Annotated in this window: 9 protein-coding genes; 8 read left to right on the plus strand and 1 reads right to left on the minus strand. The window is 39.7% G+C overall.

What is annotated here, in order from left to right:
- Positions 1-14: 14 nt before the first annotated feature.
- From GQR38_RS00810 to GQR38_RS00820, 3 genes are all read left to right on the plus strand, one after another.
- Complete coding sequence (locus GQR38_RS00810; protein ID WP_165721471.1) at positions 15-743, plus strand: CpsB/CapC family capsule biosynthesis tyrosine phosphatase; 729 nt, start codon at positions 15-17, stop codon at positions 741-743.
- Positions 736-1,467, plus strand: coding sequence for a VpsP family polysaccharide biosynthesis protein (locus GQR38_RS00815; protein WP_165721472.1), 732 nt, complete (start codon positions 736-738; stop codon positions 1,465-1,467). The genes GQR38_RS00810 and GQR38_RS00815 overlap by 8 nt, the downstream gene beginning before the upstream one ends.
- Before the next feature lie 261 nt (positions 1,468-1,728).
- A complete protein-coding gene (locus GQR38_RS00820; protein ID WP_165721473.1) occupies positions 1,729-3,633 on the plus strand; it encodes an acyltransferase family protein in 1,905 nt (634 codons plus the stop codon).
- Positions 3,634-3,794: 161 nt separating this feature from the next.
- Here GQR38_RS00820 and rsmF read toward each other — a convergent pair whose 3' ends face one another.
- Complete coding sequence (gene rsmF, locus GQR38_RS00825) at positions 3,795-5,246, minus strand: 16S rRNA (cytosine(1407)-C(5))-methyltransferase RsmF (RefSeq protein ID WP_165721474.1); 1,452 nt, start codon at positions 5,244-5,246, stop codon at positions 3,795-3,797.
- A 265-nt stretch (positions 5,247-5,511) separates the two neighbouring features.
- On the opposite strand from rsmF, the gene GQR38_RS00830 reads away from it, so the two are divergent.
- The 5 genes from GQR38_RS00830 to prpF all read left to right on the plus strand — a co-directional run bounded on the left by GQR38_RS00830 (position 5,512) and on the right by prpF (position 12,284).
- Complete coding sequence (locus GQR38_RS00830) at positions 5,512-6,201, plus strand: GntR family transcriptional regulator (protein ID WP_024590401.1); 690 nt, start codon at positions 5,512-5,514, stop codon at positions 6,199-6,201.
- Between the two features lie 82 nt (positions 6,202-6,283).
- Complete coding sequence (gene prpB, locus GQR38_RS00835) at positions 6,284-7,162, plus strand: methylisocitrate lyase (RefSeq protein WP_076923873.1); 879 nt, start codon at positions 6,284-6,286, stop codon at positions 7,160-7,162.
- Positions 7,163-7,210: 48 nt separating this feature from the next.
- Positions 7,211-8,338, plus strand: a complete 1,128-nt coding sequence (gene prpC, locus GQR38_RS00840; RefSeq protein ID WP_165721475.1) for a 2-methylcitrate synthase — start codon at positions 7,211-7,213, stop codon at positions 8,336-8,338.
- A 158-nt stretch (positions 8,339-8,496) separates the two neighbouring features.
- The gene (acnD, locus tag GQR38_RS00845) at positions 8,497-11,106 is read left to right on the plus strand and encodes a Fe/S-dependent 2-methylisocitrate dehydratase AcnD (protein WP_165721476.1); all 2,610 of its coding nucleotides are present in this window, start codon (positions 8,497-8,499) and stop codon (positions 11,104-11,106) included.
- An 11-nt stretch (positions 11,107-11,117) separates the two neighbouring features.
- A complete protein-coding gene (prpF, locus tag GQR38_RS00850; protein ID WP_165721477.1) occupies positions 11,118-12,284 on the plus strand; it encodes a 2-methylaconitate cis-trans isomerase PrpF in 1,167 nt (388 codons plus the stop codon).
- The last annotated feature ends 91 nt before the right edge of the window (positions 12,285-12,375 follow it).

Genomic DNA, 12,375 nt, shown 5'->3' on the forward strand with positions numbered 1-12,375 from the left:
CGGCCTATTACATTGTGATTGATATACACTCACATATTTTGCCAGGCATTGATGATGGCGCTAAAGACTTAAACGAGTCTTTAGCGCTATTAAAAATGGCGCAAAGCGACGGTATAACACATATTGTTGCAACCCCACATATTCATTTAGGCCGATATAATAATTCGGCTCCCCAACTTTTTAATGATTTAGCCCTATTAAAAGCAGCTTGCTTAGCTCAAAATATTAATATAAATATTGCACTAGCTGCTGAGGCTCGCCTTGATGTTGAGTTAATGCCGCTTGTATTAACTAATAAACTACCGTTTATTGGCAAAAAAAATGGCTTTAATTATTTATTGTTAGAACTACCTCATTCACATGTGCCTCAAGGGTACGACAAATTTATTACTTGGCTCGCTAAACAAAATATAAAAGTGGTTATTCCGCACCCAGAGCGAAATCGTGATATTCAATCAAACTTATTTTACATCGAAAAACTAACACAGTTAGGATGTGAGTTTCAGTTAACAGCGTCTAGTATTGAAGGCCTTTGGGGAGAGAAAGCTCAATACATTAGTGAGCATATGCTTAAAGCTGATTTAGTGAGCTATATTGCAACTGACGCTCATTCGGTTAATCGCAGGCCACCTATTTTAAGTAAGGCAAAAAAACGAGTAACCGATATGCTTGGTGAAAGCAAGTCGCATGCACTGTTTGTTACAAATCCTAAGTGTTTAACTGAGGTGTTGTTTAATGATTGAACAGCTGGTTATTAAGCGATTACAACTTGCTCTGTTGGCAATAGTTACAATCATTATTTGTTATTTTAGTTTACAAAGCATGCGCGCTAATGCCTGGTATTTTAGCTCACTAAATACAGTACAAGAGCTCAGTAACACCTCACCCATTGATTCACCTGAGGTTTATAATAATGAGCTCAACAAAGCCCAAAATGCTATTAAGTTAGCCATAGAGCTTGAGCCCGAACATGCCCATTATTTACATTTTTTAGCGTATATTAAGCTTCTAGCTTTAGCTAACACCGATCAAGCTCAAACTGAGCAAAGTAAGCTAGATACTGAATATAAAGGGATACAATCGCTTTTACTTCATTCTACCCAGATTAGAAGTTCATGGGCTGAAACTTGGATTGAGCTAGCTAAAGTTACTAGTTACCAAGAGGGTCCAAGTAAACAAGTTTTAAAGTATATTGATCAGGCTAAAAAAGTAGGCCCATACAAACTTGAGGTGCATTTAGGTATTATAGAAATCTCGTTAGCAAATTGGCAGCACTTACCTCCTGAATATAAAGCATTGTACGTAAACTCTCTAAGCATGGCTGCCCAATATGGTTATCGGTTTAACCGTATTTACACTATTGCTAAACAATTAAACCAATTACCTACTTTGTGTATGTCACTACAATTTGGCGCTGCATACAAAAAACTTAAACAGCGTTATATTTACAAACAAACCTGCAAATAAAAATGCCCAGAGGTTAAAAGCCTCTGGGCTGTAAAGTGACTCTAAATTGAGTCTAGCGTTAACTAAAACACTTTCTAGGTTCATTAGGGAGAAGAAAGTATTTTAAGTGTAGTAAAAGTTCATAATTAAACATAACTAATTTTTTAATATAGTTATGTTTATTGATAAAGCTTTAGTTAGGGCGTGAAGCTTCAGCTGACCTTTGGTTGAAAACCCTTTCATTTTATCTAATTACAAATATATTATGCTGAGGATAATATTTTGCATTTTAGAAAAGATATAAATGGTTTAAGGGCTGTAGCTGTAATAGGGGTAGTATTATTCCATTTTAACTCATCTTGGATGCCTGGAGGATTTGCTGGGGTTGATATTTTTTTTGTTATATCGGGCTTTTTAATGACCGGTATAATATTTAAAGGAATAGAGCAAAAAAACTTTTCTATAATGCGCTTTTATGTTGCGAGAGCTAATAGGATAATTCCAGCACTAGCGGTACTTTGCTTCGTTATGCTTCTTTTCGGTTGGCTTTATTTACCCCCTTTAGATTATCAACTTCTTGGTAAACATGCTTTAAGTAGCATTAGTTTTTTATCTAATATTACATACTGGACTGAAGCAGGTTATTTTGATGCTGCATCTCACGAAAAGTGGTTGCTACATACCTGGTCACTTTCAGTTGAGTGGCAATTTTATATAATTTATCCACTAGTATTGGTGTTTATTCATAAGTTCACAACTATTAAATTAATGAACTACTCAATTGTAGCTGCAACTTTTTTAGGCTTTGTATTTTGTGTTTTTGCTAGCTTTAATTGGCCGAATGCTGCTTACTATTTATTACCTACTCGAGCGTGGGAAATGATGATAGGCGGTGTAGCTTATTTATTTCCAATAGTGATCAGCAATAAAAAGAAAATACTTTTAGAGCGATTAGGTTTGGCGTTAATTGTGGGTTCTTACTTTATAGTTACTAAAGAAGATATATGGCCAGGTTATGCTGCTTTGTTCCCAGTTTTGGGTGCCTTTTTTGTGATTCTGGCTGCTCGTGATGGGAGCTTCGTTACAGGAAATGTAGTTTTTCAGAAGATAGGTGCATGGTCATACTCAATTTATTTATGGCATTGGCCGTTAGTTGTTGGTATTTACTACTACACATTAGACGATAAGTATATCTACTTAGGGATAGCACTTTCTCTGTTTTTAGGCTTTTTAAGTAACAAGTACATAGAGCAAATAAGATTCAAAAAAGATTTCGGTCAAATTAAAGCTTATTTAAAGTGTAAGCCTATCTATATTGCTTTAGGAATTTCAGTACTTTCATTAGTTATTTTTGGCAAGACAAGATATTTTTATAATATGCCAGATGATATATATAATGCTGTTACTGTTAAGCCGACAACCGATAATAGCGATTATACCTTTGATAAGTTGAGAGAGTTAGAGGGTAAGACAACTTTTAAGGATGTTAAATACAAATTTTTAATTATTGGAGATTCGCAATCTGGAGATTTTGTAAATTCGTTGTATGAAACAGGCTTGAGTAATAATGTTGATGTAATTTCAAGAATAGTAGCAGCGAGGTGTCAGGTATTTGCGCTTGACGAAGAAATGCTTAATAGATCTTTCAAGGTTAACGATAATATTTCCAATGGGTATATTTCTAAAAAAAGGTGTCAAAAACAAATATCTAAAATACAGGCTGATGAAGCTTTAGAAAAAGCCGACGTTATTTTAGTTTCGATGTTCTGGAAAGATCAAAGTTTACCTTATGTTTTTAAATCCATTGAAAATATAAGAAGTAGAAACAAAAGCGCGAAAATTTACGTTGTTGGTGGTAAATCTTTCAATAAATCAGCACAAGATATCATTTATAAATCGTACTATGAAAATACTGATATTAGTGCGGCTGCCTATAAAGAAATCGCAAATAACGACAGTGCTAAAATAGATTTTCAGAAAAGTGAATTTATTAAATATCAAAAAACATTGGATTTTAAATTTTTGAATATAATAGACTTCTTTTGCTCTGGTGGTGAGTGTACTATTTTAAATAGTAAAAATCAGCCTTTATACTTTGATGGTACACATACAACTCAGTTTGGGGCTAAGTACTTGGGGGTTAAAGTTAAGAATAGTAATTATTTTCCTAAGGATTTTTATCAATAAAAATAAACCTAAAAATTTAGGAATGAATAGTAATGATAAATTGTAGCCTAGGTATTTTAATTTACTTTTAGAGTATATCTTGTAATTTACATTCTTGAATTACAAGATATTTTACCATGGGGTTGAACAATTTTGACATTAAGTTTTTTAAAATTATAAATTTAACCCCAACTTATTAACTGCGTATTTTGCACTAAATCTCGTGGTAGTGAATTTTTGATCTTATTTTTTTGCCATTTACCTAAACCAATAGGGCAGCCGCACAGCGTTAATACCACTTCACCTATTGTTTGAGTTGCCTCAGTTAAGCGTATATCTTTACCTTGAAAATAATCATTGGCTTGCTCGTTATTTAAAGCAAATACATTGGTTTTACACTCATTGCCAAATACGGTTGCAAACTCGTGCGTTAGCCTTACGCCGTTTTTATGAATAATTCCAATTTGAATGCCTAAACGTGCGTATTTAATTTTATTTTGCACGGCTTCAAACCCTTGTGGAAATAACCACAGCTCTTTATCGCGCTGCATTAACTTGCCAGGTAGATTAGTTAACCCAAAGTGCTTTTTAAGCGATTGCATAAACGCGGCACTTTGTTTTTTATCAAACTCGTTAAACGGAAATGCGCCTTTTTTAACTGTCTGATTTGGGTTGTTGCAACTTGCGTGCTTTTTAAATTTAGCAATAAAAAAGCCTTCGCTATCGTATGTTTGCGGCCAAACATGCAAATAGCCTTCACTTGTTGTTGCTTTACTTGCACCTTCAAATAAATCACTTAGTGATTGTGGGGCAATATAGTCACCAAACTCACTCAGTAAATAATCACACACTTGTTGGTTTTCGAGCGGGGTAAGTGTGCAGGTTGAATACACTAATGTGCCACCTGGCTTTAATGCGTAAAATGCACTTTTAATTAAGTCTTTTTGTACTTGGGCTATTTGTATGTTTGATTCTATTGACCAATTTTTTAGTGCGTCGGCGTCTTTACGTACTGTGCCTTCGCCAGAGCATGGCGCGTCTAGGAGTATGCTATCAAAGCATTCAAACATGTAGTTGCCAAATATAACGCCATCAAAGTGCGAAAGTGCACAGTTACCAACCCCCATGCGTTTTAATGTAGCGCTGAGTACCTTTAAACGAGATGACGAAAGCTCATTTGCAACAAGCACGCCTTGGTTATCCATAATAGCTGCTAGCTGCGATGTTTTAGAACCTGGCGCTGATGCCATATCAAGTATGGTGTTATTTTGAGAGTCTGCGAGTTTAATACTTTGTTTTAATGCGACAGGGGGCAGCATTGAACTTGCTTCTTGTACGTACATCGCACCGCTTAAATGCAAGTCGGTATTACCTAGGGCTAGGTTTTGCTCTTCATCGCTTGGGCGCTCTAACCAAAAACCTTCACTGCACCATGGGATTGGGGTTAGCAGCCAATTTTTTTCAGTTGCACGTTTTACAAATTCTTCAATGCTAATTTTTAAAGTATTAACGCGGATAGATTTTCTGAGCGGCCTGCGACACGCATTTAAAAAGTCATCTAAGTTTAGATGCGCTGGTAAATAGGTTTTTACGTCATCAATAAAGTGCTCAGGAATAAAAGTGTTGGCGTTCACGCGTTAGCTCATACTATAAAAATAAAGCGCGATAATAACATTTATATAACGCATTTTCAGCGCTTAAAAACGTAACATCCAATTTATTACTATGTCGACACTTTATTGGTTCGGCCTATTTTAAAGCGTACTTTATACGACTTTAGATTAATAGTGTCGACAATGGGTGTGTTTTTTAGTCGTTTTGATAGGTTTAAGGGTTGACATGATTTTTTAATAAGCCCATAGTAACCACATTAATTGTCGACAATCTAAAAAATAACTTATGACACATACATTTTTAAACGAAGCGCCTATAACTACCGCATCAGATCAAGTATTTGTAGATATGCGCCGTGAGATTGTTGAGGGCAGCATAGTTCAAGGCAGTAAAATATCAGAACCTGAGCTTGCCAAACGCTATGGTGTAAGCCGTGCAACGCTTAGAGAGGCGTTAAATCGCCTAGAAAGTTGTTACCTTGTTGAGCGTAAAGCTAACGTAGGTTGCCGAGTAGTTGCTCTTACCGCTGAGCGCTTGATTGAAGTGTACCAAGTTCGCAGCTCACTTGAAGGCTTAGCATGTAGGCTTGCTGCCGACAATATGGAACCCGAAGAAGTAAAAGGCTTAAAGCAATTACTTAATCAACACCTACAAACACAACGTGTTAAAGAGGGCGAATCTTATTATCAAGAAGCCGGCGATTTAGATTTTCATTATCGTATTATTCAAGGCAGTAAAAACGCGCATTTAATTCATTTACTGTGTAATGAGCTTTATCAATTAATACGCATGTACCGTGTACAAATGGGCATGGTGGGGCCGCGTGTATCAAAAGCGTTTGATGAGCATTTAGCTATTATTAACGCCATTGAAAACCACGACGGCGAACTGGCCGAAATGTTAATGAAGCGCCACATCAGTGCATCGCAAGCAAATATTCAAACCAAATTTGATTTATTAACTGCTAAAAGCTAGCAAGAGCAGTTAAACAGTCACAATTACATATTAAAACTATAAGTTACTCCACGTAGCAACCGTTCAAAGTGAGGAGAAAGTAATGTCAGCAGGATTAAAGTTTAAACACGCTATTGCCAATAACCGCCCGTTACAAGTGGTAGGTACTATTAACGCCTACACAGCGATGATGGCAGAAAAAATGGGCCACCAAGCTATTTATCTCTCAGGTGCCGGTGTTGCAAATGCCTCGTTTGGTATGCCTGATTTGGGTATGACAAGCCTTGATAACGTGCTTGAAGATATTCGTCGTATTACAGGTGCGAGCGATTTACCGCTGTTAGTTGATGCCGATACCGGTTGGGGCGGCGCGTTTAATATTGCACGCACAGTAAAAGAAATGACTAAAGCGGGTGCAGCTGGTTTTCATATAGAAGACCAAGTAGCCCAAAAGCGCTGTGGCCATCGTCCTAATAAAGAAATTGTAAGCCAAGGTGAAATGGTTGACCGCATTAAAGCGGCGGTTGATGCAAAAACCGATAGCGATTTTTATATTATGGCCCGTACTGATGCATTTCAAAAAGAAGGTTTAAATGCTGCTATTGACCGTGCAGCTGCCTGTGTTGAAGCCGGTGCTGACGCTATTTTTGCAGAAGCCGTACACGACCTTGCTGATTACCAAGCATTTGCAAAAGCGATTAACGTTCCAATTTTGGCAAACATTACTGAGTTTGGCCAAACACCTATTTACACAAAAGAGCAGCTAAATGATGTAGGTGTTGAAATGGTGCTTTACCCATTAAGTGCATTTAGAGCTATGAACAAAGCGGCACTTAACGTGTATTCAGCAATTTTGAATGAAGGCTCGCAACAAAGCCAAATTGAAAATATGCAAACGCGTTCTGAGCTCTACGACTTTTTAGATTACCACACGTACGAGAACACACTCGATACCCTTTTTTCATCAAAATCTGACAAATAATAACTATTAAAATAGATACCACACACAAATTATAGATAGGAGAAGATCATGGTAGATAAAGCATTAGGCGGCGCGGGCTTACGCGGACAAGTTGCTGGTCAAACAGCATTGTGTACTGTTGGGCAAAGTGGTTCTGGTTTAACGTATTGTGGTTACGATATTAGCGAACTTGCCGAAAAAGCGCAGTTTGAAGAAGTGTCTTTTTTACTTTCACGCGGTGAGTTACCTACAACAAACGAACTGGCTGAGTATAAAGCTAAACTTAAAAGCTTACGCGGCTTACCAGATGCACTTAAAACTGTGCTTGAAAATATTCCTAAAGACGCGCATCCAATGGATGTAATGCGCACGGGCTGCTCAATGTTGGGTAACCTTGAGATGGAGCTTGATTTTAACCAAGCCAACGACGCAATCGACCGTATGATTGCAGTGTTCCCAAGTATTATTTGTTACTGGTACCGCTTTACACACGATGGCGTACGCATTGAAACACAAACAGATGATGACTCAGTTGGCGCACATTTTTTAACGCTGTTACACGACAAAGCACCTAGCGAGTTATTTGCACAAGTGATGAACGTATCACTAATTTTATACGCAGAGCACGAGTTTAATGCTTCTACATTTGCGGGTCGTGTGTGTGCATCAACGCTTTCTGATATTCACTCTTGTGTAACAGGTGCGATTGGTACGCTACGTGGTCCATTACATGGTGGTGCTAACGAAGCCGCTATGGATATGATTCAAGGCTTTACAAGTGCTGAGCATGCTGAGCAAGAAGTAATGGGTATGCTTGAACGTAAAGATAAAATAATGGGCTTTGGTCATGCTATTTATCGCGAGTCTGATCCACGCAATGTAATTATTAAAAAATGGTCTGAAAAACTAGCGGCAGAGGTGGGCGATACCGTGCTTTATCCTGTGTCTGTTCGTTGTGAAGAGATTATGTGGCGCGAGAAAAAGCTGTTTTGTAATGCTGATTTTTTCCATGCATCTGCTTATCACTTTATGGATATTCCGACTAAGTTATTTACGCCAATATTTGTAATGAGCCGTGTTACTGGTTGGACTGCGCATGTAAAAGAGCAACGCGCTAACAACCGTATTATTCGCCCAAGTGCCGATTACACAGGGCCTGATGCACGTAGTTACACACCAATCGAATCAAGAAGTTAATTATTTTTAACTAAGGTGAGCCAATGGCTCACCTTTTACGGCTTTAATGCTTTATATAATAAAAACAACTACAAACCTAAAGCCTTTCTTGAAAAATACCAATTGCACCCTCCATAAAATTGGTATTACATCCGTCACCAAATTAGCGAACCCTTATTATGACCATAATTAATAATACCCAATACCGTAAACCTCTACCGGGCTCAAATGTCGACTATTACGATACCCAAGAAGCCGTAGATGCAATTAAGCCAGGTGCATACGCCACGCTACCTTATTCATCACGTGTATTTGCCGAAAACCTAGTACGCCGATGCGACCCTGCTATGTTAACCGATGCACTTAACCAGCTAATTGAGCGCAAACAAGATTTAGATTTTCCGTGGTATCCGGCGCGTGTGGTCTGCCATGATATTTTAGGCCAAACAGCGCTTGTTGATTTAGCTGGGCTTCGTGATGCAATTGCAGCCAAAGGCGGCGACCCCGCAAAAGTGAATCCGGTAGTACCTACGCAGCTAATTGTTGATCATTCACTAGCGGTAGAGCATGCCGGTTTTGATCCTGATGCGTTTGAAAAAAACCGCGCCATCGAAGACAGACGAAATGATGACCGTTTTCATTTTATAAACTGGACAAAAACTGCGTTTAAAAATATTGACGTAATTCCACCGGGTAACGGCATTATGCATCAAATTAACCTTGAAAAAATGTCGCCGGTTATTCAAAACCGAGATGGCATTGCATTCCCAGATACACTAGTTGGCACCGACAGCCACACGCCACATGTCGATGCGCTAGGTGTTATTGCTGTGGGCGTAGGCGGGCTTGAAGCTGAAAGCGTAATGCTTGGCCGTGCTTCTTATATTCGTTTGCCTGATATTGTCGGTGTTGAATTAACAGGTAAGCGCCAACCCGGTATTACCGCAACCGATATTGTGTTGGCCATTACTGAATTTTTACGTGAGCAACGTGTTGTTTCTACTTATTTAGAGTTTTACGGTGAAGGTGCCGACGCGCTTACACTTGGCGACAGAGCAACCATTTCGAACATGACGCCTGAATTTGGTGCAACCGCAGCCATGTTTTATATCGATGATAAAACAATAGATTACTTGCGATTAACAGGCCGTGAAGAAGAACAAATTGCTCTTGTAGAAAACTACGCAAAAACGGCAGGCCTTTGGAGCGATAGCTTAAAAACCGCAAAATACGAGCGCGTACTTAAGTTTGATTTATCAAGTGTGGGGCGCAATATTGCGGGTCCATCTAATCCGCACCGCCGTGTATCGACAAGCGATTTAGCTAAAGAAGGTATTTCGGGCGTTGTTGAAAATGAAGAAGGCTTAATGCCAGACGGCGCATGTATTATTGCCGCGATTACTAGCTGTACTAATACTAGTAATCCACGCAATGTAATTGCCGCTGCACTACTTGCCCGTAACGCAAATGCTAAGGGTTTAATGCGCAAACCTTGGGTTAAAACCTCATTAGCACCAGGCTCAAAAGCGGTGCAATCATACCTTGAAGATGCAAACCTACTAACAGAGCTTGAGCAACTTGGCTTTGGCATTGTTGGTTTTGCGTGTACTACCTGTAATGGTATGAGCGGTGCCCTTGACCCTGTTATTCAAAAAGAAGTAATTGATCGCGATTTATACACTACAGCGGTGCTTTCGGGCAATCGTAACTTTGATGGGCGGATTCATCCTTACGCTAAGCAAGCATTTTTAGCGTCACCTCCTTTAGTCGTTGCGTACGCTATTGCAGGTACTATTCGCTTTGATATTGAAAAAGGGATACTAGGGCAAGATCAACAAGGCAACGATATTACGCTTAAAGATTTATGGCCATCAGACGAAGAAATTGATGCAGTTATTAAGCAAAGCGTTAAGCCAGAGCAATTTAGAAAAGTATACGAGCCGATGTTTAATTTAACCGTAGATTACGGTGAAGATAACGACCCACTTTATGACTGGCGCCCAGAAAGCACCTACATTCGTCGCCCTCCTTATTGGGAAGGTGCACTTGCTGGTGAGCGCACAATGACCGGTATGCGTGCGCTTGCAGTACTTGGCGATAACATTACAACGGATCATTTATCGCCATCAAACGCGATTATGGCCAGCAGTGCCGCTGGCGAATACCTGACCAAAATGAACGTCCCAGAAGAAGACTACAACTCGTATGCAACGCACCGGGGCGATCATTTAACAGCGCAGCGCGCAACCTTTGCAAATCCAAAGCTGCTAAATGAAATGGTACTTGACGAAAACGGCGCAGTTAAACAAGGTTCTTACGCACGGTTAGAGCCACAAGGTACTAATACCCGTATGTGGGAAGCAATCGAAGCCTACATGGAGCGTAAGCAACCGCTTATTATTGTCGCCGGTGCCGATTACGGGCAAGGTTCGTCGCGCGATTGGGCTGCAAAAGGCGTAAGACTTGCAGGCGTTGAAGTAATAGCAGCTGAAGGTTTTGAGCGTATTCACCGTACTAACCTAATTGGTATGGGTGTTTTACCGCTTGAGTTTAAAGCAGGCACAACGCGTAAAACTCTAAAGCTGGATGGCAGTGAAACGTACGATGTAGCAGGCGATTTAAAACCAGGTGCCACCGTTAATTTAAGTATTACCCGTAAAGATGGTGAAGTACTCATTGTGCCTATGAAGTGCCGTATTGATACGCAAGAAGAGCTTTCTATTTACGCGGCTGGTGGTGTGTTACAACGCTTTGCACAAGACTTTTTAGAAGCAACGCAATCTGCATAAGGGCAAGCATTATGTTTAAACCGCAAATTAAAGTGCCTGCAACCTATATGCGTGGCGGCACCAGTAAAGGTGTATTTTTTAATTTAACTGACTTGCCAAAGCCTGCTCAAGTAGCAGGCGAGGCGCGCGATAATTTATTACTGCGCGTTATTGGCAGCCCCGATCCGTATGCTAAGCAAACGGATGGCATGGGTGGTGCTACATCAAGTACCAGTAAAACTGTAATTTTAAGTAAAAGTGAGCAAACTGACCACGATGTAGATTATTTATTTGGTCAAGTGGCGATAGATAAACCTTTTGTAGATTGGAGCGGAAACTGCGGCAATTTAACGTCAGCAGTCGGTGCTTTTGCCATTAGTAATGGTTTGGTCGATAAAAACCGAGTACCTAATAACGGTGTTGCTATCGTGCGTGTGTGGCAGGCTAATATTAAAAAAAGCATATTAGTGCATGTCCCCATGACAAATGGCGAAGTACAAGAAACCGGCGACTTTGAGCTCGATGGCGTTACATTTGCAGCAGCTGAAGTAAAACTTGAATTTATTGACCCCGCTGATGGCGATGGCGCGTTATTTCCAACAGGTAACGTAGTTGATGACTTAGAGGTTCCAGGTGTTGGTACTTTAAAAGCAACAATGATAAATGCAGGTATTCCTACTATATTTATTAACGCCACAGATATTGGTTATACTGGCACAGAGCTGCAAGACGATATAAATAACGATGTTGCAGCGCTTGAAAAGCTTGAAACCATTCGTGCTTATGGCGCCGTTAAAATGGGCTTAATCACTAACATTAGTGAAGCGCAAGCTCGCCAACATACGCCTAAAGTTGCGTTTGTTGCATTACCTTTAGATTACAAAGCATCTAGCGGAAAGCTTATTGAAGCTGCAAATATCAACTTGTTAGTACGTGCTATGTCGATGGGTAAACTGCACCATGCCATGATGGGCACAGCTGCTGTTGCTATTGGCACGGCTGCAGCAATCGAAGGCACACTCGTAAATATAGCCGCTGGTGGCGGCGCATTGAGTGAAGTTAACTTTGGTCATCCGTCGGGCACGCTAAAAGTAGGTGCTGAGGCTAAAAATAATGCTGGCAACTGGCTAGTTACCAAAGCAAGTATGAGCCGAAGTGCACGCGTATTAATGGAAGGGGTTGTAAGAGTCCCTCAGTAATTACTAAACATTTACTTTAGGTAAGTAAACAAGTTTTATAAACGTTTGCTTAGCTAAAGTAAAACCTACTAACATTCATTATAAACAATCC

This window comes from Pseudoalteromonas sp. c7(2019) (genome assembly GCF_011378625.1).
Classification (GTDB): Bacteria; Pseudomonadota; Gammaproteobacteria; order Enterobacterales; family Alteromonadaceae; genus Pseudoalteromonas; species Pseudoalteromonas arctica.

Coding starts and splice junctions, on each gene's coding strand:
- GQR38_RS00815 (WP_165721472.1), top strand. CDS start 736: ATGATTGAACAGCTGGTTATTAAGCGATTACAACTTGCTCTGTTGGCA.
- GQR38_RS00830 (WP_024590401.1), top strand. CDS start 5,512: ATGACACATACATTTTTAAACGAAGCGCCTATAACTACCGCATCAGAT.
- prpB (WP_076923873.1), top strand. CDS start 6,284: ATGTCAGCAGGATTAAAGTTTAAACACGCTATTGCCAATAACCGCCCG.
- prpC (WP_165721475.1), top strand. CDS start 7,211: ATGGTAGATAAAGCATTAGGCGGCGCGGGCTTACGCGGACAAGTTGCT.
- acnD (WP_165721476.1), top strand. CDS start 8,497: ATGACCATAATTAATAATACCCAATACCGTAAACCTCTACCGGGCTCA.
- prpF (WP_165721477.1), top strand. CDS start 11,118: ATGTTTAAACCGCAAATTAAAGTGCCTGCAACCTATATGCGTGGCGGC.